Origin of the sequence: Pantoea sp. XY16, assembly GCF_025153065.1 — a bacterium.
Lineage (GTDB): Bacteria > Pseudomonadota > Gammaproteobacteria > Enterobacterales > Enterobacteriaceae > Pantoea > Pantoea alfalfae.
The window spans coordinates 205,318-230,186 of record NZ_JANZNP010000011.1 but is presented as its reverse complement, the minus strand read 5'-3'; the positions used below and the strand labels follow the sequence as shown (position 1 = coordinate 230,186).

Genomic DNA, 24,869 nt, shown 5'->3' with positions numbered 1-24,869 from the left:
ATGGCCGAGTCTCAACCGCTACCCGACGCGCCTTGCGGCGCCGAGTATTTGCATGCAGTGCTGCGTTCACCGGTGTATGAAGTGGCACAGGTGACGCCGCTGCAGGTTATGGAAAAAATTTCATCGCGTCTCGGCAACACCATTCTGGTAAAGCGGGAAGATCGTCAGCCGGTGCACAGTTTCAAGGTGCGCGGTGCCTACGCAATGATTGCCGGTCTGAGCGAAGAGCAGAAAGCGCGCGGCGTAGTGACGGCTTCGGCCGGTAACCATGCGCAGGGCGTGGCGCTCTCCGCGACGAAGCTGGGCATTAAGTCACTGATTGTGATGCCGCTGGCGACCGCAGACATCAAGGTTGATGCAGTGCGCGCATTTGGCGGTGAGGCTTTTCTGTTTGGGGCCAACTTTGACGAGGCGAAAGCCAAAGCGATAGAGCTCGCTGAACAGCGCGGCTACACCTTCGTTCCGCCGTTTGACCATCCGGCTGTGATTGCCGGACAGGGCACGCTGGCGATGGAGCTGTTGCAGCAGGATGCGCACCTCGACCGGGTCTTTGTGCCGGTTGGTGGTGGCGGTCTGGCAGCGGGCGTCGCTGTATTGATCAAGCAGTTGATGCCGCAGATCAAAGTGATTGCGGTGGAGTCAGAAGATTCAGCCTGCCTGAAAGCGGCGCTGGATGCCGGTCATCCGGTCGATCTGCCACGCGTCGGGCTGTTTGCCGAAGGGGTGGCGGTGAAGCGGATTGGCAGCGAAACCTTCCGGCTCTGTCAGGCCTACATCGATGACATCATCACCGTCGACAGCGATGCCATTTGCGCTGCGATGAAAGATCTGTTCGAAGATGTTCGTGCCGTGGCGGAACCGTCTGGTGCGCTGGCGCTGGCGGGCATGAAGAAGTATATCCAGCAGCACGAGATCAAAGGCGAGCGGCTGGCGCATGTCTTGTCCGGTGCCAACGTCAACTTCCACGGCCTGCGTTACGTCTCCGAGCGTTGCGAGCTGGGCGAACAGCGTGAAGCGCTGCTGGCTGTAACGATCCCGGAACAGCAGGGCAGCTTCCTGCGTTTCTGTCAGACGCTGGGCGGACGTTCCATCACCGAGTTCAACTATCGTTACGCCGATGCGGACAAAGCCTGCATCTTTGTTGGTGTACGTCTGACCCGTGGCGTGGAAGAGCGCAGCGAAATCATAAGCGAACTTACGCGCGGCGGTTATCAGGTGGTCGATCTCTCAGATGATGAAATGGCGAAATTGCATGTGCGTTACATGGTGGGCGGACGTCCCTCCAAGCCGCTGCGTGAACGGCTCTTCAGCTTCGAATTCCCGGAGGCGCCTGGCGCGTTGCTGAAGTTCCTGCAAACGCTGGGCACCCACTGGAATATCTCGCTGTTTCACTACCGTAGCCACGGCACCGATTATGGTCGTGTGCTGGCGGCTTTTGAGCTCGGCAGCGATGAACCGCGTTTTGAGGAGCATCTCACCGATCTGGGTTACGACTTTCACGACGAAAGCCAGAACCCGGCGTTCCGCTTCTTCCTGTCAGGCCACTGATTACAGCTGGCTCCAGAAAGCACTGATCAGCGGCTCTCCGAGCCGCTTTTTTTGCACGCAGATACCGAGTTCGAACGGCGCAACAGACTCCACATTCTCCAGCATCAGCACGCGGTTCCGCACCGGGTCCGGGCTGTTCTCCAGCACGACATCCGGCAACAGCGCAATACCGCAACCCAGCGCTACCATTGAGACTATCGCCTCATGCCCCGATACCGTGGCGTAAATCACCGGATTCGGGATGCGCTGGCGGCGGAACCAGAGATCGATACGCCGTCGTGCGGGTCCCTGCACCGGCAGGATAAACGGAATTTTTGACCAGTCGGGCTGCGGCTGGGTGGCCTGTGTGCGGACGGCACAGGGTAATGCAGGCGCAATCAGCACCAGCGGAATCAGCCCCAGTGGCATAAAATCAATGCTGGCGGGCAAAGTTTCAGGACGGCCGGCAATAGCCAGATCGGCATCGCCGGAGTGCACTTTTTCTACCGCATCCGCAGCATCACCGGTATCCAGTTTAATTTCGACCTGCGGATGTTCGGCACGAAAGCGGTCGAGGATCGGCGGCAGATGGCTGTAGGCCGCCGTTACCGAACAGAACAGGCGCAGTTCGCCGCTGAGTGACGGACCGTTAAGATCCATCACATGACGCAGTTGCTGATATTGCAACAGGGTCTGCTGGGCAAACTGACGCAGGCGTTCACCCGCTTCCGTCAGCGTCACGGTGCGGTTATCGCGCAGAAACAGCGCATGGCCGACATCGTCTTCAAGCCGCTGGATCTGGCGTGACAGCGTGGAAGGGCTGACGTGCATCGCACGCGCCGTGCGCCCGAAGTGGCAGCTTTCTGCCAGATGAAGAAACAGTTTCAGATCCCGTAAATCCATGTGCGCGTCGCCTCTGGGTGGTGTTGCATTTATTGCAATGTGACGTTGTTAATATATCAATTTAAGCAACAGAATTCCTGTCATATGATGGGGTCATTCGCGGCGTTGCATGACACGCCGTTCCTGAACAAAAAAAGCAAACACAACCTTACCGGAGTACCCATGGCTAACTATTTCAACACATTGAACCTGCGCAACCAGTTGGCGCAATTAGGCAAATGTCGTTTCATGGCGCGTGAAGAATTCGCGGATGGTGCCAGTTTCCTGAAAGGCAAAAAAGTCGTTATCGTTGGCTGTGGTGCGCAGGGCCTGAACCAGGGTCTGAACATGCGTGATTCAGGTCTGGATGTCGCCTATGCACTGCGTGCCGAAGCGATTGCTGAGAAACGCCCTTCATGGCGTAAAGCGACCGATAACGGTTTTAAAGTGGGTACTTACGAAGATCTGATCCCGCAGGCGGACCTGGTCGTTAACCTGACGCCAGACAAGCAGCACTCCGCAGTAGTTCAGGCTGTTCAGCCGCTGATGAAAGATGGCGCTGCGCTGGGTTACTCGCACGGTTTCAACATCGTTGAAGTGGGCGAAAGCATCCGTAAAGACATCACTGTTGTGATGGTGGCACCGAAGTGCCCGGGTACAGAAGTCCGTGAAGAGTATAAACGCGGCTTTGGTGTTCCGACGCTGATCGCGGTTCACCCGGAAAACGATCCAAAAGGTGAAGGCATGGCGATTGCCAAAGCCTGGGCAGCAGCGACCGGCGGCGATCGTGCTGGCGTGCTGGAATCTTCCTTCGTTGCAGAAGTGAAATCTGACCTGATGGGTGAGCAGACCATCCTGTGTGGCATGCTGCAGGCCGGTTCACTGCTCTGCTTCGATAAGCTGGTGGCTGAAGGTACGGATCCGGCTTACGCAGAAAAACTGATTCAGTTCGGCTGGGAAACCATCACCGAGTCACTGAAGTTTGGTGGCATCACCCTGATGATGGATCGTCTCTCTAACCCGGCGAAACTGCGCGCTTATGCGCTGTCAGAGCAGTTGAAAACCATCATGGCGCCGCTGTTCCAGAAGCATATGGATGACATCATCTCCGGCGAATTCTCTTCCGGCATGATGGCTGACTGGGCGAACGATGATAAAAACCTGCTGACCTGGCGTGAAGAGACCGGCCAGACCGCATTCGAAACTGCCTCACAGTATGAAGGCAAAATCGAAGAGCAGGAGTACTACGATAAAGGTGTTGTAATGGTTGCGATGGTGAAAGCGGGCGTTGAGCTGGCGTTTGAAACCATGGTAGATGCCGGCATCATCGAAGAGTCTGCTTACTACGAATCCCTGCATGAGCTGCCGTTGATCGCGAACACCATCGCCCGTAAGCGTCTGTATGAAATGAACGTGGTGATCTCTGATACCGCTGAATATGGTAACTACCTGTTCTCCTTCGCTGCGGTGCCGTTGCTGAAAGAGTTCATGACCACACTGCAGCCGGGCGATCTGGGTAAAGCGGTGGAAGGTACGCAGGTCGACAACGCACAGCTGCGTGACGTTAACGAAGCCGTTCGCCAGCACCCGATTGAAACCGTTGGCCGCAAACTGCGTGGCTACATGACCGACATGAAGCGTATCGCTGTCGCGGGCTAATAACCGTCATCACAGTTTTCAGCAAAACAAACCCCGGCTTGCCGGGGTTTTTTGTTTGGGAACACTACCTGAGAAGTTCGCTGGTGGAACGGTGCCTGCACTGCCTGCTTCGCTGTAAGACCGAGCCTGCACGGGCAATACGGTCAGATCGGAAAGACGCAAAACCCGCCATCCCTGGCATGCTCTGCCCGCGCCATCCATGGCGCGGGACGCTTTCCTCCTCTGACCATATTGCCAGCGCCCTGAGCTATTTTATTGTTGGAAGAGTTATCACAGCCCACGTTTGTAACTTTGAGCACAATTCAGATTTTCTAAACAGACAGCCAACATGGTTAAAGCGATGGGAGCATACGCCTGTAGCAAAGCATAGCGGGCCAGGGACGGCCCGCGCTGAGCCCGCCATGGATGGCGTCTTTTGCGTCTTTGCGAAAGGCGTATGCTCCCTGAGCCTATTGCATGACCACAAGGCTATGCTTTTAAACTCCTCAGTGTCGAAGTATGTTCCCTAAGCTGCCTTAGATTTATTGAACCCAGCCCATAAAAAAACCCGGCGGCTGCCGGGTTTCACTGATCTTCATCTAACAGGATTAAACGTCATACAACGTCTGGTGACGCGTCTCTTTACAGGCCAGCAACGCGATCAGCGTCAGCACCGCCATCGATGCCAGATACAGCCCCACCGCCTGCAGACCATAATTGGCATTCAGCCAGGTCGCGATGTAAGGCGCAACAGAGGCTCCCAGAATCGAGGAGAGATTATAGGAGAACGAGGCGCCGGTATAACGCACTTCGGTCGGGAACAGCTCCGGCAGCAGCGCGCCCATCGGGCCAAACGTCAGCCCCATAATGCTCAGACCCAGCAGCAGAAACGCCATCACCAGCGCCTGTGAACCGGAACCCAGCATCGTTGGGAACAGGAACGAAAACGCGATAATCATCAGCGTAATGGTAATCATCGTCTTGCGACGACCAAAACGGTCGGCCAGCAAACCGGCAATCGGCACCATCACACCAAAACCAATCACCGCCAGCATCAGCATCCACAACATACTGTTACGCGGAATGCCCAGACCTGCTGGTGATGGTGTGGTGCCATAGCTCATCGAATAGACGGTCATGATATAGAACAGCGTATAGGTCGCCAGCATGATAAAAGTGCCGAGAATCGTGGCGGTCAGATGCTTGCTCAGCAGCGCCGCAATCGGCACCCGAACCTGCTTCTTCTCTTTCTGCACTTTGGCAAACACCGGACTCTCATGCAGCGACACGCGCACATACAGGCCAATCAGCACCAGCACGGCGGAGAGAATAAACGGCACGCGCCAGCCCCACTGCATAAACTGCTCGTCGGTCAGCAGCCAGGAGAGCAGCAGAAAAGTCCCGTTAGCGAAGAAAAAGCCAATCGGTGCACCCAGCTGAGGGAATGAACCATAGAGCGCACGCTTCTTCGCCGGGGCATTTTCCGTCGCCAGCAGCGCCGCGCCGCCCCATTCACCGCCCAGTCCCAGCCCCTGACCAAAACGCGCCAGCGCCAGCAGCAGCGGTGCCATCACGCCAATCGTCTCATAGCCTGGCAGCAGCCCAATGACCACCGTAGAGATCCCCATAGTCAGCAGCGAGGCAACCAGCGTGGCTTTACGCCCGACGCGATCGCCAAAGTGACCAAATACGGCGGAGCCAATCGGACGTGCGATAAAGGCGATAGCAAAAGTGGCCAGCGACTGTAGCGTGGCGACCGTGGCATCACCCTGCGGGAAGAAAATGTGCGGAAAAACAATCACTGCCGCAGTGGCATAAATATAAAAGTCGAAGAACTCGATGGCGGTACCGACCAGCGAGGCAATCACCACTTTACTGCGTGAGTTAACCGGTGTGGGATCCTGCTGTTTGTCGAGTGTGTCTGTGAGGGAGGCTTGCATAACTGTTTCTTATTTGTAAATACAGACAAAGAATCTTACGCATCTGCCAGAGCGCATTCAATGATGAAAACCCGCGCCGCGTCTGGCTTCAGAGGGCAAAAAGAGGATAATTTCTGTGGTGTGACGAATGCCGGGTGATACCGGGGTAAACCGGACGATATCTGGCGGGATACTCTAAGAAAGGGCTAAATAAAAGTGACCCCTCAGCTATTCATCCTGTTATCGGGTGAAAAAATAGCCGGGGGGTGACATTTTCCGCTGTTGTTAACGAATTACGATGCTTTGCGGCGGGATGCGCTGCCCGCTTCCGGCATCTGCGGGTCATCTTTATATTTGGCTGTGGCGATCCACGCTGCACAGAACAGCGTCAGGCGGGCGAAGAAATAGAAGAACGCCATCAGGCCAAGCACAGAACCAAAGGCTGCACCAGAAGGTGAGGTTGCCAGCTTCGGCAGCGTCAGCGTCATCACAAACTTAATCACCTCAAAGCCGATTGCCGCCAGCAGGGTGCCGCGGAACAGCGCTTTCTTGCGCGGCTTATGACGCGGCAAAATCCAGAAAATCCAGAGGAACAACAGGTAGTTTGCCAGAACGGAAATGGACGTGGCGATAATGGTCAGGGCAGGGCGTAACCACTCAATGCCATCCAGCCCCAGCGCACTCACGATGGTCGCCTGAGCAGAACCGGCTACCGAGGTCAGCGACAGCGTAATCACCAGCGCCAGCATCAGACCCGTCAATGACAGGAAGTCGCGAATATAACGTTTCCAGATCTTCTCTTTGTCATCCGGTTTGCGTTCCCAGACGTCGCGCGACTGGGCGCGGATCGCTTCACGCAGATTACCCATCCAGTTAAGGCCGGAGTAGAGCGCCAGCAGTAAACCAGTGATACCCACGGTGGCACGCTGCTGAATGGCGGTGTTCACCGTATTCTTCAGCGTGGTAGCCAGCGTCGGGTCACTGATGCTGCTGACGATTTTGTTGATGATATCGGTCAGCAGATCCTGATTCGATGCCAGCACAAAACCCACGGCGGCGAACGAGACCATCAGAATGGGGATCAGTGATAAAAACGAGAAATAAGTAATAGCCGCGCCAAACTGGCTGCCGAGCCGGTCATTAAAGCGGTCCAGAGCGCGAATAAAATGCGCCACCGCCGGAATAGACTGGAACCAGGTGGCGAAGCGTGACACGCGAACAATCGACTCATCCACGGTGTGATTGCCGGTTTTAATATCGATAAGCGGCTTTTCTGGCTGCATATCCTGCGGGTTTTCCTGCTTGTCTGTCATAGACCTTCACTGTCCTGTTTATCATTAAAATCAAAGTATAGCCGCTCAGGTGACGTACTCCTGTAACACCTGAGTCAGCCACTCCATAAATACCCTTACGCGGCGTGCCACATTGCGCCGGTGCGGATAGAGCAGATGGATCGGCATCGGTCTGGCGGGAAAGCGATGCAGCACTTCCACCAGCTCGCCCCTTTCCAGTAATGACTGAATCCCGGCGGCGGGCACCTGAATAATCCCCAGCCCTGCCAGGCAGGCGGCGCGATAAGTTTCCGTACTGTTCACCGTCACCACGCCACCGGTATGAACGTAATGGCACTGCCTGCCATCGAAATATTCAAAGCCGGGTGAGGCCTGGCCGAGCTGCTGGCTGTAATGCACCATCGCATGCTGCGACAGCTCTTCCAGCCGGATTGGCATGCCGAAACGCGAAAGGTAGCCAGGGCTGGCGCAGTTGATCAAGGTATGAGTACCAATTTTTCGCGCAATCAGACCTGAATCCTTCAGCTCACCGACCCGGATGACGCAGTCAAATCCTTCACGGATCACATCCACCTGACGGTCGCTGCTGCTCAGCTCAATTTCCACGCCCGGGTAGTGTTGCAGAAATTCCGGCAGCCTTGGCAGGATAAAACCGGTGGCCATCGCCACTGACATGTCGACCCGGAGTTTACCGCTGAGCGAGGCGGGCTCGTGCTGAAACAGGCTGTCCATATCGTCAATCATCGACAACAGATCCAGACAGCGGTCGTAATAGACCAGGCCATCCTGGGTTAGTTGCACCCGGCGCGTGGTGCGATGCAGCAAACGTGTTGCCATTTGATTCTCCAGCGCCTGAATCTGCCGCGATACGCTGCCTTTGGGGACGCCTAAACTCTCTGCCGCGCGGGTAAAACTGCCCATTTCGGCCACCCGCACAAACACCTGCATTGCGTGAATTTTGTCCATGTTGTTCACCGATTGTTGTTTTTATTGAAACAGTGATGCGCATTTAACCCTGTTTATAGATCAATAATTCGCGAATATCCTTAAACCGTGTTCAATTTTTCAACAGGTGTGAGCGATGAATCAGAAAGTAGCGTTAATTACCGGTGGAAACCGTGGTTTAGGCCGGAATGGAGCCTTAAAACTGGCTGCGAGAGGCACAGATATCATTCTGACGTACCGCAGCCATGCCGATGAGGCGCAGGCGGTTGTAAAGGAAATTGAAGCACTGGGACGACGCGCCGTGGCGCTGGCGCTGGATGTCGGCGACACCGGGCAGTTTGATCGCTTTGTTGGCGAAGTGAAAGAGGTATTGCAGCTGCAGTGGCAACGAGAGCGCTTTGACTATTTAGTGAACAACGCCGGGCACGGACATTACAAGCCGTTTACCGACACCACCGAAGCGGAATTTGATGCGCTGGTGAATGTGCATTTCAAAGGGCCTTACTTCCTGACCCAGAAGCTATTGCCGCTGATTAACGACGGGGGGCGCATCCTGAATATCTCCAGCGGTCTGACCCGTCTGGTTTATCCGGGCTCCGCAACCTATGCGTCGATGAAAGGGGCGATGGAAGTCCTGACGCGCTATCAGGCGAAAGAGCTGGGTGAACGCCGCATTCGCGTCAATATTCTGGCACCAGGCGCAATAGAGACTGACTTTGGCGGAGGACGGGTACGCGATACCCGCGAGATTAACGACCAGATTGCCGGGCTGACGGCGCTGGGTCGGGTCGGACTGCCGGATGATATCGGCGACGCTATCAGCGCGATCCTTAGCGATGAAACGGGCTGGATCACCGCGCAGCGCATTGAAGCGTCAGGCGGGCAGGGGATTTAACCCCGGGCGGCGTCGCGAAAAACACGACGCCGCCGCATTTTACAGCGTAATAGTGCCGTCGATGACGGTCACGGTATTGCCGCTAATCCAGATGGTCTCACCGGCAAAGGTCACATTCACCCGACCAGCACGCTGCAGGGCCGTGCCCTGGCGAACGCGATAGGGGGTGGTTTGCCCCGCCGCGGCAAAGTAGCGCGCCAGACAGGCGTTGGCACTGCCGGTGACCGGATCTTCGGTCAGACTGCCATTCTCTACCAGCAGGCCGCGCACTTCATACTGCTCAGGCTCGTCCGCAGGCAGACGACCAAAGGGCATGATGCCCGAGACACCCGCATGCTGAATCAGTCGCTGCAATTCACTGACATCGGGCTGCAGCGCCAGTACCGCTTCAGCGCTAATCATCGGAATGAGCAGCCAGCGAATCCCCATGTCCACTATCGTCGGACTTTGCGTCAGATCGAACGCATCGCAGTTTAAGGCGTTACTCATCCGCGCATCCTGCCAGGGCATCAGCGTGGCAGCCGGCGCGGCAAAGGCCAGGTCCGCGTCACCTATCTTCACCGTCACGTTACCGACGCCGCACTCCTGCACGATTTCACCCGGTGTGCGGGTTGGCCAGCCCGCCTCCAGCAGCGCATGGGCGGTGCCCAGCGTCGGATGACCGGCAAACGGCAGTTCCCCTTCAACGGTAAAAATACGCACCCGATAGTCCGCCTCTTCGTGCTGTGGCGGAAGGACAAAGGTGGTTTCCGACAGGTTTGTCCAGCGGGCAATCGCCGCCAGCTGGCTGTCGCTTAACCCCTGAGCATCCATGATCACCGCCAGCGGATTGCCGTTAAAGGCTGATGAGGTAAACACATCGACTTGCTTAAACGCGACCTTCATTGTGACTCCTTACTGTGGCTTTAGTGTGGCCTTTTCTCTGCCGGATGATTGCTTATAACAGCTAACAGCGTTATCAATAAGTTAAAGATTTTATCGGAGACTGTGAATGCTGACGATCCTGGGACGCGCCTCCTCAATCAACGTGCGCAAAGTATTATGGCTGTGTGACGAGCTGGAACTCGATTACCAGCGCGAAGAGTGGGGCGATGGCTTCCGTTCAACGCACCTGCCCGAATTCATGGCACTCAACCCGAATGCGATGGTGCCGGTGCTGAAAGATGGTGACTTTGTGATGTGGGAATCCAACGCCATTCTGCGCTATCTGTCGAACGCCTATGGCGGTGAATGGCTTTATCCTCTGCATCCGCAGACGCGTGCACCTGTCGATCAGTGGATGGACTGGCAATCCACCGAACTCAACACCTCATGGCGTTACGCCTTTATGTCGCTGGTGCGAAACTCACCGGCCCACCAGGACCCGCGACTGTTGGCTGCGGCCAGCAAAGGCTGGGCGCACACTATGAGCATTCTCAATCAGCAGCTGGAAAAAACCGGGCGCTACGTCGCCGGACGCAATTTTACCCTGGCAGACATTCCGATTGGCCTGGCGGTAAACCGCTGGTTTGAAACCCCGCTCGATCATCCCGACTATCCGGCGGTGCGCACCTATTACGAGCGCCTGACTGAACGTCGCGGCTATACCGTCTGGGGCCGCAACGGTACACCCTGAGCCTGGCCGCACGACACGCCTGCCAGTTCACAGGCGAGTTCACCTGCGCGCTGAATCGCCCGGGTATAGCGCGCATCAAACGGATAGCAGCAGGAGAGACGCAGCGCATGGTTGTAGCGCTCACTCAGCGAATAGAGCGCGCCAGGCGTGACGCAAATCTGCTCCTGCAGCAGTCGATCAAACATCTCTGTGGTATTCACGCCGCCCGGTAACTCAACCCAGAAAACAAATCCACCGCGTGGCAGCGTCGCGCGGGTTCCCACCGGGAAGTAACGGGCGATCAGACCGCGCGCCTCATCCAGATTGGCCGCGTAGCGACGGCGTAGCGTGCGCAGATGATGGTCATAACCGCCGGACGCAAGAAACTCCGCCAGCGTTTCCGAGAGCAGGGCGGATTCGGCCATCGACGACACTGCTTTCAGTCGGGCAATCGCATCATGAAAACGACCTGCGGCGGTCCAGCCAAGTCGGAAATCGGGTGCCACGGTTTTGGTGAAGCTGGTGCAGTAGATCACCCAGCCATCGCGATCAAAGGCTTTCACGGCGGGTGAGAGCGGCCAGTCGAACTGCAACTCGTCATAAAGCCCATCTTCAATCAGCGGAACGTGGTAAGTATTCACTAACTTAGCCAGCCGCTTCTTATTCTCCAGCGACATGCCGCAGCCCAGCGGGTTCTGCACGCTGGGCATCGCAATCAGTGCCTTAATACGCTGCTCCCGAAGCAGCATCTCCAGCGCATCCAGCGACAGGCCATGCTGCGGATCGGTAGGGATTTCCAGCGCCTTCAGGCCCAGCGACGCCAGCAGGGGGAAGAGGAAAAAGTAGGTCGGCGACTCCAGCCCAACGCAGTCGCCGGGCTGCGTCACCGCCCGCAGCGCCAGTTGTAAAGCCTCCATGCAACCATGGGTCAGGGTGATCTCATCGGCGGTGAGCGTTTGCCCGGCGTGCAGCGCCCGTCGCGCAATCTCCTCCCGTAAGCGCTCACTACCGGGTGGAAGTGCATAGCGCCCGATGATGTTGGGATGACGGCGCAGCAGTGAGGCGGTAATCCGGGCGATGCGCGCCGCCGGAAACAGCTCGCTGTCCTGCGGGCAGGCCAGGGAAATATTGGTGTAGTCGGGATGATTCTGCGCTGCAAACACCTTATCGATCAGGTCGAGCTTACCGCTGCTGGGGTCGCGTACCCGGGCTTTATGCTGACCGTGACGGGTTACAGCCGGCAACACGCCGCGCACGTAGTAGCCCGACTGCGGCCGCGCCTCAATCAGCCCGCGATCTTCCAGCATCTGCCAGGCATTCAGCACCGTATTGACGCTGACCTGGTGTGACTGCGCGACACGGCGGATCGCCGGCAGGCGTTTACCGGGTTTCAGCGTGCCCTGATGGATGGCCTCAGCGAAGCTGTCTGCGAGCTGCTGATAGAGCGGCTGATTGGAAGCAGGAGTAAGGGACACAGAAGCCTCCGGCGTGGATGGGTACAATTGCTGTTAACGGGAACTGTAACCATTACAATAGTGATTTTGTGTCACTGTTACCATCTCTTTCTCCGCCGTAGCATAGAACGCTGTCCACTTTCAGGAGAGCCACGATGCTCGATCCCTCTTTCTTCAGTTACGTTACCGTGATGTCGATTACGCCAGGCCCGAACAATCTGTTGCTGGCGACATCCGGGGTCAATTTTGGCATGCGGCGGACCCTGCCGATGGTGTTTGGCATTCTGGTGGGCTGCGCGGTACAGACAGTGATTGCCGGGATGGCATTGGAGGTGTTGCTGCACTGGATGGCGGCGATTCGCCTGCCGCTGACGCTGGCAGGCTGTACCTATCTGATGTGGTTATCCTGGAAAATTTTTCGCGCCGGTGCACCGGAAGCGCGAACCCGGGCACAGCCGATGACGCTGGTGGGCGGTGCCTGCTTCCAGGCCATCAACCCCAAAGCCTGGCTGATGGCCACCAACGTCGCGCTGCTTTACAGCGGCAGTAGCGGTGTGCTGACGGTGATGATCGCCTTTATGCTGCTCAATCTGCCCTGCATCCTGATCTGGGCTGCGCTGGGCGATCGCCTGCGCAGCCATCTGCAGATTGCCTGGAAGCGTCAGCTGTTTAACAGCCTGATGGCGCTGTCACTGGTGGCGACGACCGTCTGGATGCTGACCGACGCGCTGCTGGCCGCTTAATCAGGTGCACCGGGTGCGGTGGCCGACGGCCATTTCCAGTTCTGCACCTCCGGCAAATCTTCGCCATGTTCACGGACATAGCGATGATGCTCCGCCAGACGCTGCTGTAAATCCTCCAGCAGTTCCGGATGTGTATCGGCCAGTCCCGGCACGCGCAGAATCGCCTCCTGCGCGAGATGATAGCGGTCAAGCTCGTTCAGCACCGTCATATCAAATGGCGTGGTGGTGGTTCCCTCTTCATTGAAGCCGCGCACATGGAAGTTGCGGTGATTGGTACGGGAATAGGTCAGGCGATGGATCAGCGTCGGATAGCCGTGGAAGGCAAAGATCACCGGTTTATCCTGGGTAAACAGCGCATCGAACTCCGCATCAGATTTGCCATGCGGATGCTGCTCTTCCGGCTGTAACGCCAGCAGGTCGACTACATTCACCACGCGGATGCGCAGTCCGGGCAGCATCTCGCGCAGCAGATCGACCGCCGCCATCGTTTCCATAGTTGGGACATCACCGGCACAGGCCATCACCACATCCGGCTGTTCATTCTCCGGCGTAGTGCCCGCCCAGCGCCACTCACCCATACCCGCTTCACAATGTGTCACGGCGCTGGCCATATCCAGCCACTGCGGCGCAGGCTGTTTACCCGCCACAATCACATTGATCCGGTCCCAGGTGCGCAGGCAGTGATCGCCAACCCACAGCAGCGTATTGGCATCGGGCGGCAGGTAGATGCGCACGATGTCCGCTTTCTTGTTAGCGACGTGATCGATAAAGCCCGGATCCTGATGGCTGTAGCCATTGTGGTCCTGCCGCCAGACATGGGACGAGAGCAGATAGTTCAGCGACGAGATCGGTTTACGCCAGCCCAGTTTGCGCGAGACTTTCAGCCACTTGGCGTGCTGGTTAAACATCGAATCGACGATGTGAATAAAAGCCTCATAGCAGTTGAACAGTCCGTGGCGGCCGGTCAGCAGATAGCCTTCCAGCCAGCCCTGACACTGATGCTCACTGAGAATTTCCATCACCCGGCCATCCCGCGCCAGCTGCTCATCATAAGGCTCGGTTCGTTCCAGCCAGGTGCGGCTGGTCACGTCGAAGACGGGTGTCAGGCGGTTAGAGGCGGTTTCATCCGGGCCAAACAGGCGGAAATTATCGCGGTTACGCTGGAACAGCACGCTGAGATAGCGGCCCAGATGCTCGGTGGCCTGCGCCATCTCCGTACCTGGCTCGCTGACATCGCAGGCAAACTCTGCGATCCCGGGCGTATCCAGCTCACGACGCAGCAGGCCGCCATTGGCATACGGTGAAGCGCCCATGCGCTTATCGCCCTCTGGTGCCAGCGCCTGCAGTTCCGGCTTCAGGCGACCCTGCTCATCAAACAGGTCGTCAGGCTGATAGCTGCGCATCCACGTCTCAAGGATCTGGCGATGACCGTCATCTTCACGACAGGCCGCGACCGGCACCTGATGCGCCCGCCAGAAATCCTCCACTTTCTTGCCGTCGACCGTTTTTGGGCCGGTCCAGCCTTTGGGGCTGCGCAGAATAATCATCGGCCAGCGCGGCACGTCAGTGCTGGCGTTGCCGCTGCGCGCCTCTCGCTGATACTGAGCAATCTTACTGAAGGCGTTATCCAGTGCCTCCGCCATCAGCGGATGCATTTTTTCCGGTTCATGTCCGCAGACAAATATCGGCTCATAGCCGTAGCCACTGAACAGCTGGTGCAGGTCTTCGTCGCTGCTGCGACCCAGCAGCGTCGGGTTGGCAATCTTATAGCCATTCAGATGCAGAATCGGCAGCACCGCACCGTCACGTTCAGGGTTGAGGAATTTGATGCCGTGCCAGCTTGAGGCCAGCGGCCCGGTCTCGGCTTCACCGTCGCCAATCACGCATGGTACCACCAGATCGGGATTATCGAAAGCGGCACCAAAGGCATGGGAGAGCGAATAGCCCAGCTCACCGCCTTCATTAATCGAGCCGGGCGTTTCTGGCGCGGCGTGGCTGGGAATGCCGCCCGGAAAAGAAAACTGCTTAAACAGGCGCTGCATGCCCGCCGCATCCTGAGAGATGTGCGGATAAATCTCGCTGTAGCTGCCCTCCAGCCAGGTATTTGCCACCATGCCAGGGCCGCCGTGTCCTGGCCCGCAGATGTAGATCATATTCAGGTTCTGTTTGCGGATAACACGGTTGAGATGAGCGTAGATAAAATTCAGCCCTGGCGTGGTGCCCCAGTGGCCCAGCAGACGCGGTTTGATGTGCTCCGGTTTGAGCGGTTCGCGTAACAGTGGGTTATCCATCAGGTAAATCTGTCCGACGGAGAGGTAGTTCGCTGCCCGCCAGTAGCGGTCGAGCAGGGTAAATTCGGGTGACGCAGGGGAGTAAGACATGCGGGTTCCTCCTGATCGTGCAGCTAAAAGATGCCTTAACCCTAATAGAGAATGCCCGAATCGACCAGGTAACCGGCCAATAAAAAAGGCCCCGCAACCGGATTGACCCTTAAAGCTGCTCACCCAGCAGAGTCATCTTTGAACCTATCTCTTAAAATAGCGAACCGACAAGCCTGAAAATGAAAGACCTGAGTCCGGTTGAATACCGAACCCAGGCCCTCAAAGCGCCTTAATATAAACTGTCCAGCTTTAAAGCGTTAATCGATTAAGTAAGATTTTTAAAAGGTGATATTTTAATTCTGCAAACAGCGATTTTATTTACCATATAGCTTGTAATTTATCAGTCCTGTTAATACTCCGGTTATCACTATTTTGATTGAGTCTTTTATCGTTGGTAAACCATCAATAAAATAGACCATTAAAAATAATGCTAAAATGATGAGCAGCGTATCTAAAAAAACTCTCTGTACCGGTTTCATTACCACCAGCAGGTTAGTCCGTAAGTGAAAGCCGCGCCTGTCGCATCCGTAGCTGCTCCGACAATCCATCCTGGCACCAGTCCGATTCCAGGAACGATTACGGCACCGCTCATTGAGCCCGGCACGCCGGAGGCTATTACAGATTGAAACATATCTGTAGTTAAATCTTTTACATTACATTGGTTAAACTTCGCAGTCATAACCTGAGCAATCTCCAGATTAACATCGAATCTGTAAGATTCGGCTCCGACACCAGAGACATATTTTACTTCTAAAATATTTAATCCTTTTATGAAAATCCTTTTTAAATAATGAGCCTGGAGAAAATAACAAAATGACATATTCCTTAATGTGACGCAGAGCTCATATTTTTATCGTAATTTTACGATTATCAGACAGGAGGATTTATATCATTGGGCGTCACACTATTCATATCACAGACAGGAATCTGTCCGGGTAATATTATTCAGGGATACAGTATCTGCACGCTGGATTCGGCGTATTTATACCGTAATCAGTTTAAATGAATTGATGACGTGAAGCGGGCGATCTACGAATAGGTTCATGATGAAATAACGCGCGGATAAGCCTGAAACGGAAAGGCATGGGTCCGGTTAGGTACCGGACCCAGGCCCTGAAAGCGGCTTAATATAAACTGCCCGGTTTGCTGGGGCAATTCAGATGCAAAGCCTTCTGTTCTTCAGTGGCACATTACTTGCCGACGACGAAGGCGGTTTCCCGTCCTTCATCGTTGGCCGCCATCGGGGTGACCGGCGAGTAATCGAGATGCAGAATGCGGCTGGTTTCAGCTAACACTTTCTCTGTCAGCGCCACGTCGCCGTTCAGTTTGCGACCCCAGGAAGGGATCACCGCGCGGATTTTGTTCTGCCATTCCGGCGAAGCCATCTGCTCAGGACAGACCTTGTGCAGCAGCTCCAGCATGATCGGTGCCGCCGTAGACGCACCTGGCGAGGCACCCAGCAGCGCTGAAATCGTGCCATCCTGTGAAGCGACCACTTCGGTGCCCAGACGCAACACGGCGCCCTCTTTTTCATCTTTCTTGATGATCTGCACACGCTGACCGGCAGTGACTAACTGCCAGTCCTCCTGCTTCGCCTGCGGCACATAGGCGCGCAGCGCGTCCATCCGGTCGCGATCGCTTTGCAGCACCTGATCCATCAGGTATTTCACCAGATCAAAACTTTTCAGCCCCACTTTCACCATTGGCAGCATATTGCTGCTGTTCAGCGAAGTGAACATATCCATCAGCGAACCCTGCTTCAGGAACTTAGTCGAGAAGGTGGCGAATGGGCCAAACAGCAGCACCTGCTTGCCATCCAGCACGCGGGTGTCGACATGCGGCACAGACATCGGCGGCGCACCGACGCTGGCTTTACCGTAGACCTTGGCCATGTGCTGCGCGACGACCTGCGGATTTTCTGTGACCAGGAACGAACCGCCCACCGGGAAACCGGCATAGCCGTTGGCTTCCGGGATACCCGCCTTCTGGAGAAGCGGTAACGCCGCGCCGCCCGCACCGATAAAGATTTTACCTGCCGTCAGTGTGCGACGCGTGCCGCTGTTCAGACACTGCAGCGTCACCTGCCAGCGACCGTCGGCGAGCTGCTTCAGCTCACGCACTTCCTGACGCAGACGCAGCTGGAAATTCGCTTTCTTCTCTAACGAGGCAATCAGCTGACGGGTGATTTCACCGAAGTTCACGTCGGTGCCCATCTCCGTCCAGGTCGCGGCCACTTTCTGACTGCGGTCACGGCCATTCATCACCAGCGGGATCCAGCGGGCAATCTGCTGCGGATCTTCGGAGTAGGCCATGCCACGGAACAGGGTGCTCTTCTGCAGCGCCTTAAAGCGCTTGCGCAGGAAGTCGACATTGTCGTCACCCCAGACAAAGCTCATGTGCGGCGTGCTGTGAATAAAGCTTTCAGGGTTGCGCAGGTTGCCTTTCTGGACCTGATAAGCCCAGAACTGGCGGGAAATCTGAAACGATTCGTTGATCGTCACCGCTTTGGAGATGTCGATGCTGCCATCCGCCTGCTGAGGCGTATAGTTCAGCTCTGCCAGCGCCGCATGACCGGTGCCCGCGTTATTCCAGCCGTTGGACGACTCTTCGGCCACGCTATCCAGCCGCTCCACCATTTCGATGGACCAGTCCGGCTCTAAATCCTGCAGCCACGCGCCGAGGGTGGCGCTCATCACACCTGCGCCAATCAGCAGCACGTCAACGTCTTTGCGCTCCTGCGCGGTAGTAGTGGTGTCCTTTGCCATGGCACTCATCGCGAGCGCAAGGTTTACAGCTGAATTGCTCATGAGGCGACATCTCCTCTTCTGTTGACCTGAAGCCCAACAGTTTCGCAGGCGAAATAGTCACGCTTCTTTCGAGCGCGTTGCGCTATTTCTCTAAGGTTAAGTCTCAGGTATAGGGTTAAGCGGTGATAACGCGTTAACTGAACGTTATGCTTAGTCATCCGAATATAACATTCTCGCATCTGAATTAAACATTTGTTTATTTTTTAAATGCAGAAATGATTCAGCATAAGAATTAATCATCAGGGGCGGTGGCGTATTAGCGGTTTTTTAGAGATAAGTCAGTGAGTTAACTGAAAGTGTATGTTGCGAGAAAGCCCCATGCTGGTGCAGGGCCGGAATGGATATGAACCGTGCGGAATTATTTAATTCGCTGAAATTTAGCGATTTATTATGCAGCAAGGAATAACGGGAATCGGGTGATGAGAGCCTGAAAAGCTGCTCGTGTAAAAATAATGTTACATTTTTGTGAGTCTGAAAATGCGCGCGCACCGGCGCACGCATCGGATTCACTTATGACTGATTCGCGCTGGCTGGCAGCTTTTTCAGACTTATCGCCATGCGGTTATAGGTGTTCATCAGGCCAATTGCGATGTTCAGATCGACAATACTTTTCTCGCTAAATTGCTCTTTTAATGTGGCATAGCAGGCATCCGGCGCGCCCTGCTGAGCAATCAGCGTCAGGCATTCAGCCCAGTGCAGGGCCGCCTTCTCTTTATCACTGAACAGCGTGCCGGATTCCTGCCAGACCGAGGTCAATACAATCTTATCCCAACTCATGCCTGATTTATTCAGCGCTTTGGTATGTAAATCAATGCAGTAGGCGCAGCCGTTAATCTGCGATATGCGCAGGAACAGCAGTTCCAGTAAAGTGAGCGGCAGATCGGTTTGCGCCAGATAACTGTATACGCCGCCCAGCGCTTTCATGCCTGCCGGTGCTGCACTGTGGAAATCGATACGTTCGCTCATCTTGTTGCCTCCTGGGATTGATGAGGCGATTTTCGTCCTTTCAATGGAGCAGATAAAGTGCCAAAAAATGAGAGTCTGACTGGTCCATCGCTGCTTTCCACGCTGACACTCCAGCGCGGTACGTCACGTGGCCTCAGCGAACAGCTACGCCAGCTGATTGAACAGGCGATTGGAGAAGGGCGCTTACAGCCCGGTGCGCGTCTGCCCTCCTGTCGCGATCTGGCGGTGCAGCTCGGCGTGGCGCGCGGCACGGTACGTGCCAGCTATGACATGCTGGTCGATGGTCAGTTTCTGCAGGCCAGAGGTGCGGCGGGTACCTTCGTCAGCCCATTACCGCCGTTGAAACCGGTCAGCGTCGATGCTGAACGCCAGCTGCTGGAGGGTGCAGAGGGGTATGAAGCGCCACCGCTGATCTTCCAGATGGGCATTCCTGCCAGCGATGCATTCCCGGCCAAAGTCTGGCTGCGCATTCTGCAGCGTCAGACGCGCATGCAGGTCAGCAGACCGGCCAGCTATCCCGATCCACGCGGCAGCTTAGCGTTGCGGCAGGCGCTGGTGGCCTACCTTGCGGTGGCACGCGGCCTGCGCTGTCAGACGGACCAGATTATTATTACCAGCGGCTATGCGGGCGCGATGGGCCTGATTGGCCTTGCGATGGATTTTCAGGGCAAAACGGCCTGGCTGGAAGATCCCGGATTCTGGGTGGCGCGTCGCGCGGTTGACGCGCTGCGCGTTACGCCGGTTGCCGTGCCGGTTGATGCCGAAGGGTTGCAGGTGGAGGCCGGGATGGCCCGCGCGCCGGATGCCGCTTTTGCGCTGGTGACACCAGGACAGCAGGCACCGCTTGGCATGACCATGAGTCTGGCACGCCGCCATGCATTGCTGAGCTGGGCCAGTCGCGAGCAGCGCTGGATTATCGAAGATGACTATCTCGGCGAGCTTCAGCCCGGTAATCGCGCGGCTCCGGCACTGGCCGCGCTCGACAGCGAGGGACGCGTATTGCACATCGGTACCTTCAGTAAGACGCTGACGCCGCAACTGCGGCTCGGTTTTATCGTGGTTCCGACGGCGCTGACGGCCCGCTTCGGCGAGGTGTGCGCATTACTTGCGCCAGCCTCTTCGGGATTGCTGCACAATGCGGTAGCGGAGTTTCTGCGGGAAGGTCACTTTATGCGGCATCTGCGGCGCATGAAGCGCGTCTATCAGGAGCGGCTGGAGCAGATGATCGCGGCGCTCCATCCTCACTTTCCCGATCTGCAACGTGCCGGGCTGGCGGTGATTGTCCGCTTACCCGCCGGTACGCCGGATGAGGTGATTGCCCTGCAGGCAGCAGAGTGGGGCATGGCGCCGTCGCCGCTGTCGATCTGGTATCAGCAGGCGGATCAGCGCGGGGCGGGCCTGCTGCTGGGGGCGGCACATCTGCCACGTGAAGGTTATGCGCGCAGTGCCGAACGGCTAAAAGCGCTGGTCGATGCGCAGGCGGTCAGCTCCTGAACCAGCGACGCCAGACAAAGCGGATCACAAAAAACTCCAGTGCGCCCAGCAGCAAAAACCAGACGCAAAACACCACCGTGTAGAGCTGATTCAGATCCTGCAGATGAAACATCTGCAACAGGTGCTGCGCCACCGTCACGCTAAAGGCGGGTGCGGGCAGCAGCAGCGCCGAGAGAAAGCCCAGCAGCAAAATGCCACCTGGCACGATCAACGTCTCAAAAGGGTTATTCATAACCGGTTTCCCATATTTATCAGCCCGGCATTTTCAGGTAATCGGCGACAGGGTTCAATGGTGGCGTGCGCCAAAGCGCCATCCCGCAGCCCGAACCGGCCAGGTCAGACCGAAGAAAATGCTTTGCCACCATCGACTTAGCGGCATTCATAGCGAATGATAAGAGTTATAGCCTTTGCTATACTTAAATCCCTGATTTTACTGTCTTTTTATCTTCAGGTTTGCATGGTAGACTGCGCCCACTTTTTCATAACTGAACACTTTGTGTGGTGAATTCAGCGTGAATTGCCGCTTTTTCGCCCCAGGTGAATAAATCATGACCTTTATTGCCACTTTAATTCTTGCGCTGGGTATGTCGATGGACGCGTTTGCCGCTGCGCTGGGCAAAGGTGCCACACTGCATCGTCCTGGTTTTAAAGAAGCGCTGCGTACCGGTCTGATCTTTGGCTCCATTGAAGCGCTGACTCCACTGATTGGCTGGGCGCTTGGCCTGGCCGCCAGCCGTTATATCATGGCATGGGATCACTGGGTTGCCTTCAGCCTGCTGGCGTTTCTCGGTGGCCGTATGATGATGGAAGGTTTCCGTAAGACGGCCGTCACCGAACCCTGCGAAGCCCCGCAAAGCCACGGCTTTATGGTACTGGCAACTACCGCCGTCGCGACCAGCCTCGATGCGCTGGCTGTCGGTGTCGGACTGGCTTTCCTGCAGGTGAATATCATTACCACCGCGCTGACCATTGGTGCCGCCACCACGGTGATGGCGACGACAGGCGTATTAGTCGGTCGCTTTATCGGTCCGGTGCTGGGAAAATGGGCGGAAGTGCTGGGTGGCGTGGTCTTAATCGCCGTAGGCTCCACCATTCTGTTGCAGCATCTCGGCTACACCGCCTAGTGCTTTTGCACATAAAAGCGGCATTTTTGTGATCTGGTTCAAATTTATTTGCTGTTAAAACGCACAGACGCTATACTTTTTCAGTATATCTTCAACTAAATTTGAACAGGTATTTCATGAAACGCATCATTAAACACGTATTCCGCGCTTACGTTGAGACGTTCAAACACGTACCGCCGGGTGCCATGTACTAAGTACCCTGTAAGAAACCCTCGATAATCGCGGTCAGGGATCGACCTGTGATTATCACCTTTTCTGCTTTTTCTGCCTTTGCTTCTGCTGATTTAAACCCGCGTTTTTGCACTTCGGGTGCATCTGACTGGCTGCTAACACTCTCCTTCTGATTCCCCCGTTATATGCCGCTTTATGGCGACGAAACTGCTTCTGTAACTGGCGGTGACGTACCCGCTGAAATCCCCATCAATCTGCGCGCAATGGGAAAGCCTTCACGTTCAATGGAATCAGAAGCCCCCGGAATGAAGCTGAATGCCCGCCTGAAACGGTCTGCTAACCACAAACCCAGTGCGCTATCCGGCAGCGGTGAGTGACTTTTGCGGGTGGATAAGCAGAAAAATGCGTCAATTTTCGCCCGGCAAAAACGCGCCTGTCTTAAATCGCATCGGCCACAAATTCAATAAATGTCCGTACTTTCGAATTGAGTGCCGAACGTTCGGTGACACAGGCATAGATATTCATGGGCAGGGACTCAATGGTGCTCTCGCCACTGTGACCTGACCAGGACAAAGGCCTTAGCAGACCGCTGTCTATCAGTGGCTGAGCAACAAAGCTTGCCAGACGGGCAATGCCGCCGCCGTTTATGGCTATTTTGGCAATAATATCAATATCATCGCTGATAAAACTGGGGTTAGGTTTTGCATTAACAGGCTGTCCGTTGACCATAAACGTCCATGGCAGAAACCGTCTGTCGGTGGGATAGCGGAAAACCAGGCAGGCGTGCTGGCTAAGTTCTCCAGGCGTCTGAGGCGTGCCAGCGCGATCAAGGTAAGCGGGAGCCGCACAGAATATAAAGGGTAACGATGCGATTTTTCTGGCGATGAGTTGATCATTCAGCTGTGCTTCGATGCGGATACTGACATCGACGCCTTCCAGGCGATGATCGACGTTGCGATCGGTACTGATCAGTTCAATATCTATATCGGGGAAAGACGCTTTGAAAGCGGGCATAAGGGGAGCCAGAACGTACCGACCAAACGCGGCTGTCGTAGCGATACAAAGTGGCCCCTGCGGTTTGGTTTCATTCGCTGCAGCCTGAGAGGCGAGTTCGATATCATGTGGGATGTGACGGACTTTCTCGAAATAGCGTTTACCGTTTTCCGTTAAGGTCATGCTGCGGGTGGTACGCGATAGCAGTCGCACGCCCAGATGCGCTTCAAGACGGGAAAGACTCTGGCTGACTGCTGCCGGACTCATACCTTTAGCGCGTGCCGCCGCTGCAATACTGCCGTTTTCCACCACGCGGATAAAAGTGCTAATCAGCCCTAAAATGTCCATCATATCCTCAACGGTTAATTCGTCAATTTTACTTAATAACGATTAAAGCATAACCGCTCTACACCCCCCCGCATAAGCTTGTTAAGTTAGCCGCAGTCTTCTCTACTTTTGTTAAACAGGATATTCAGATGACTGATGCTGCAACAAAAAAAACCTTACGAACCCGTTTGCCGGTGCGCACGGCACCTTACATATTTGCGTTTTACATGGCGATCATCATGGCGTTCCTGATGAGTCTGGTTATCACGTTAGCCGAATTCGGAATGGGACCTCATTACATGACAAATGTGATGAATGCTTACCAGGTCGCCATGCCAGCCGCTTTCTTTTGCATACTGGTTGTCCGTCCTGTTGTTATCCGGCTCGTAGGATTAACCGTTCACGGTCACTGAGACAGTCAGCATGCTCAAAATGGGCGGACAGATAGGGTTTAGCCCGCTTCTCGCTCATCGCGGCAGGCTGCTTCTGCACCAGAATGGAGGCGGGTGACAAACCTCCAGCATTTCAGATGCAGGGTGAGGGCGGGCGGGCCGTCCGGATACTGACCGGTATCAGGATGAAAGATACCGAAGAGCCGGGCGTACGACATGCAGCAGGTAACGCTCACAGATAAGCAGGACGAGAAAACCCTTTCGCTGGCCGTGCGGAAATTTTTAGGCGATGTAACATTACTGGCTCTGTTTTATTGTTAAGCATCAACGTTAAATCGGCACCGTCATTATGACAGGATTTGCCTGCTCCTCTTCGCACACAGCGGGGCCTGAAGCACTTCCTGAGTAGTCAAAATATAACGGCCATTCAGCCATCTGAGCGTTTAAATGGTTAAAATAAATAAACTTATACATTGCTAAATTATTATCGCTATGTCTTAATGCGTCATCGGTTTGGAACACAGACCTTATGAAAGCAGTTTTAGTAAAGTAGTCCTCAGTTCAAGTGTTATCCACAGATATCCTTCTTCGAGAGCCTCCTCCTAAGTGCCCAATAAGTAAATCTCTAACTACAGGCCATCTTCGCCGCTCTTAGTGGCTAATCGATTAAGGAAATATCTATGTCTGACAAAATGACTGGTTTAGTAAAATGGTTTAATTCAGATAAAGGTTTTGGCTTTATCACTCCCGATGATGGCAGCAAAGATGTATTCGTGCATTTCTCTGCTATCCAGGGTGATAACTACAAAACGCTTGATGAAGGTCAGAAAGTCTCCTTCACCATTGAAAATGGCGCCAAAGGCCCTGCAGCCGGCAACGTCACAGCGCAGTAAGCCGCGCTCATTATCAGCGACGCTTACAATAGCGATGAAGACATAAGTCTGAGCAGATAAGCTCTGCTGATAATAAAATAAACCCGCTCAGTGCGGGTTTTTTATTGCCTGAAATTCGTATTATCTTTCGCATTAATTCTGGTCTGCTGACCTGCTACGTATTTATTCGTCCACCTCGATGTTAATCCTCTCTTCATAAGCCCTGCCCGTTATGAAATGTCAGGTTAAACCATCGGGCAAAAGCCATCACGCGCCTTTTGAAATCAGCGATGTTCCACTGAGGTGTATTACTGATTGCCAGCAAGTAATCCATTTCTTTTGCTAACGCTGGATATCGGGCATCGAATGTAAAGCGATACTCCTCGGGTGTTTCAGTCATTGCCTTCCCGCTTACACCAGACAGATCTCCCGCCAGAGTTCATCACCCGCAAT

At 55.2% G+C, this 24,869-nt stretch carries 23 protein-coding genes and 1 pseudogene; 11 read left to right on the top strand and 13 right to left on the bottom strand.

Annotation, left to right across the window (positions count from 1 at the left end; all coding sequences use genetic code 11):
• Positions 1-1,548 (top strand): threonine ammonia-lyase, biosynthetic, encoded by a 1,548-nt coding sequence (gene ilvA / locus N1689_RS16575; RefSeq protein ID WP_260059447.1) that lies wholly within the window; start codon positions 1-3, stop codon positions 1,546-1,548.
• On the opposite strand, the gene ilvY is transcribed toward ilvA, so the two are convergent.
• The gene (gene ilvY, locus N1689_RS16570; RefSeq protein ID WP_150015864.1) at positions 1,549-2,430 is read right to left on the bottom strand and encodes an HTH-type transcriptional activator IlvY; all 882 of its coding nucleotides are present in this window, start codon (positions 2,428-2,430) and stop codon (positions 1,549-1,551) included. It abuts the gene before it with no gap.
• A 162-nt stretch (positions 2,431-2,592) separates the two neighbouring features.
• Between ilvY and ilvC the strand changes: the two genes are divergently transcribed.
• Positions 2,593-4,068 (top strand): ketol-acid reductoisomerase, encoded by a 1,476-nt coding sequence (gene ilvC / locus N1689_RS16565; protein WP_161736405.1) that lies wholly within the window; start codon positions 2,593-2,595, stop codon positions 4,066-4,068.
• A 587-nt stretch (positions 4,069-4,655) separates the two neighbouring features.
• Here the strand turns inward: ilvC and N1689_RS16560 are convergent.
• The 3 genes from N1689_RS16560 to N1689_RS16550 form a co-directional block, all read right to left on the bottom strand.
• Complete coding sequence (locus N1689_RS16560) at positions 4,656-5,987, bottom strand: MFS transporter (protein WP_161736404.1); 1,332 nt, start codon at positions 5,985-5,987, stop codon at positions 4,656-4,658.
• A 272-nt stretch (positions 5,988-6,259) separates the two neighbouring features.
• Entirely contained in the window at positions 6,260-7,279 is a 1,020-nt protein-coding gene (gene yhjD, locus N1689_RS16555) for an inner membrane protein YhjD (protein WP_033784266.1), read from the bottom strand.
• A 45-nt stretch (positions 7,280-7,324) separates the two neighbouring features.
• Complete coding sequence (locus tag N1689_RS16550) at positions 7,325-8,224, bottom strand: LysR family transcriptional regulator (protein ID WP_222924851.1); 900 nt, start codon at positions 8,222-8,224, stop codon at positions 7,325-7,327.
• Between the two features lie 115 nt (positions 8,225-8,339).
• On the opposite strand from N1689_RS16550, the gene N1689_RS16545 reads away from it, so the two are divergent.
• Entirely contained in the window at positions 8,340-9,098 is a 759-nt protein-coding gene (locus N1689_RS16545) for an SDR family NAD(P)-dependent oxidoreductase (RefSeq protein WP_161736401.1), read from the top strand.
• A gap of 39 nt (positions 9,099-9,137) precedes the next feature.
• Here the strand turns inward: N1689_RS16545 and N1689_RS16540 are convergent, their stop codons facing one another.
• Complete coding sequence (locus tag N1689_RS16540; RefSeq protein ID WP_161736400.1) at positions 9,138-9,983, bottom strand: PhzF family phenazine biosynthesis protein; 846 nt, start codon at positions 9,981-9,983, stop codon at positions 9,138-9,140.
• Between the two features lie 106 nt (positions 9,984-10,089).
• Here N1689_RS16540 and N1689_RS16535 point away from each other — a divergent pair, with 106 nt between their 5' ends.
• Positions 10,090-10,713, top strand: a complete 624-nt coding sequence (locus N1689_RS16535) for a glutathione S-transferase family protein (protein ID WP_161736399.1) — start codon at positions 10,090-10,092, stop codon at positions 10,711-10,713.
• Here the strand turns inward: N1689_RS16535 and N1689_RS16530 are convergent.
• Entirely contained in the window at positions 10,680-12,167 is a 1,488-nt protein-coding gene (locus N1689_RS16530; RefSeq protein ID WP_260059446.1) for a PLP-dependent aminotransferase family protein, read from the bottom strand. The two genes, N1689_RS16535 and N1689_RS16530, sit on opposite strands and share 34 nt — an antisense overlap.
• A gap of 134 nt (positions 12,168-12,301) precedes the next feature.
• Between N1689_RS16530 and N1689_RS16525 the strand changes: the two genes are divergently transcribed.
• Positions 12,302-12,889, top strand: coding sequence for a LysE family translocator (locus N1689_RS16525; protein WP_161736397.1), 588 nt, complete (start codon positions 12,302-12,304; stop codon positions 12,887-12,889).
• On the opposite strand, the gene N1689_RS16520 is transcribed toward N1689_RS16525, so the two are convergent.
• Together N1689_RS16520 and N1689_RS16515 are read right to left on the bottom strand one after the other, a co-directional pair.
• Positions 12,886-15,270, bottom strand: a complete 2,385-nt coding sequence (locus N1689_RS16520) for a phosphoketolase (protein WP_260059445.1) — start codon at positions 15,268-15,270, stop codon at positions 12,886-12,888. The two genes, N1689_RS16525 and N1689_RS16520, sit on opposite strands and share 4 nt — an antisense overlap.
• Positions 15,271-15,748: 478 nt before the next feature.
• The gene (locus N1689_RS16515; protein ID WP_253420412.1) at positions 15,749-16,090 is read right to left on the bottom strand and encodes a hypothetical protein; all 342 of its coding nucleotides are present in this window, start codon (positions 16,088-16,090) and stop codon (positions 15,749-15,751) included.
• Between the two features lie 236 nt (positions 16,091-16,326).
• Here N1689_RS16515 and N1689_RS22140 point away from each other — a divergent pair.
• A pseudogene (locus N1689_RS22140) lies at positions 16,327-16,398 on the top strand (hypothetical protein); the annotation flags it as partial.
• Positions 16,399-16,460: 62 nt separating this feature from the next.
• Here N1689_RS22140 and mqo read toward each other — a convergent pair.
• On the bottom strand, positions 16,461-18,077 hold the full coding sequence (gene mqo / locus N1689_RS16510; protein ID WP_161736894.1) for a malate dehydrogenase (quinone): 1,617 nt from the start codon (positions 18,075-18,077) through the stop codon (positions 16,461-16,463).
• A 510-nt stretch (positions 18,078-18,587) separates the two neighbouring features.
• The gene (locus tag N1689_RS16505) at positions 18,588-19,043 is read right to left on the bottom strand and encodes a carboxymuconolactone decarboxylase family protein (RefSeq protein ID WP_161736895.1); all 456 of its coding nucleotides are present in this window, start codon (positions 19,041-19,043) and stop codon (positions 18,588-18,590) included.
• 57 nt (positions 19,044-19,100) lie between these two features.
• Here N1689_RS16505 and N1689_RS16500 point away from each other — a divergent pair, with 57 nt between their 5' ends.
• The gene (locus N1689_RS16500; RefSeq protein ID WP_260059444.1) at positions 19,101-20,537 is read left to right on the top strand and encodes a PLP-dependent aminotransferase family protein; all 1,437 of its coding nucleotides are present in this window, start codon (positions 19,101-19,103) and stop codon (positions 20,535-20,537) included.
• Here the strand turns inward: N1689_RS16500 and N1689_RS16495 are convergent.
• Positions 20,527-20,769 (bottom strand): DUF1158 domain-containing protein, encoded by a 243-nt coding sequence (locus N1689_RS16495; protein ID WP_161736897.1) that lies wholly within the window; start codon positions 20,767-20,769, stop codon positions 20,527-20,529. The genes N1689_RS16500 and N1689_RS16495 overlap by 11 nt on opposite strands.
• 316 nt (positions 20,770-21,085) lie before the next feature.
• Between N1689_RS16495 and mntP the strand changes: the two genes are divergently transcribed.
• On the top strand, positions 21,086-21,661 hold the full coding sequence (gene mntP, locus N1689_RS16490; protein WP_161736898.1) for a manganese efflux pump MntP: 576 nt from the start codon (positions 21,086-21,088) through the stop codon (positions 21,659-21,661).
• 116 nt (positions 21,662-21,777) lie between these two features.
• Positions 21,778-21,855 carry a stress response protein AzuC gene (gene azuC / locus N1689_RS22135; protein ID WP_123809971.1) on the top strand — a complete coding sequence of 26 codons (78 nt, stop codon included), beginning with the start codon at positions 21,778-21,780 and terminating at the stop codon, positions 21,853-21,855.
• Positions 21,856-22,270: 415 nt separating this feature from the next.
• Here azuC and N1689_RS16485 read toward each other — a convergent pair whose 3' ends face one another.
• Positions 22,271-23,173: a LysR family transcriptional regulator gene (locus tag N1689_RS16485; protein WP_253422084.1), complete on the bottom strand. Its 903-nt coding sequence runs from the start codon at positions 23,171-23,173 to the stop codon at positions 22,271-22,273.
• A 128-nt stretch (positions 23,174-23,301) separates the two neighbouring features.
• Between N1689_RS16485 and N1689_RS16480 the strand changes: the two genes are divergently transcribed.
• On the top strand, positions 23,302-23,565 hold the full coding sequence (locus N1689_RS16480) for a DUF2798 domain-containing protein (protein WP_161736900.1): 264 nt from the start codon (positions 23,302-23,304) through the stop codon (positions 23,563-23,565).
• A gap of 659 nt (positions 23,566-24,224) precedes the next feature.
• Positions 24,225-24,437: an RNA chaperone/antiterminator CspA gene (gene cspA / locus N1689_RS16475; RefSeq protein ID WP_161734054.1), complete on the top strand. Its 213-nt coding sequence runs from the start codon at positions 24,225-24,227 to the stop codon at positions 24,435-24,437.
• Positions 24,438-24,630: 193 nt separating this feature from the next.
• Here the strand turns inward: cspA and N1689_RS16470 are convergent, their stop codons facing one another.
• Complete coding sequence (locus N1689_RS16470; protein ID WP_202604949.1) at positions 24,631-24,816, bottom strand: hypothetical protein; 186 nt, start codon at positions 24,814-24,816, stop codon at positions 24,631-24,633.
• Positions 24,817-24,869: the final 53 nt, after the last annotated feature.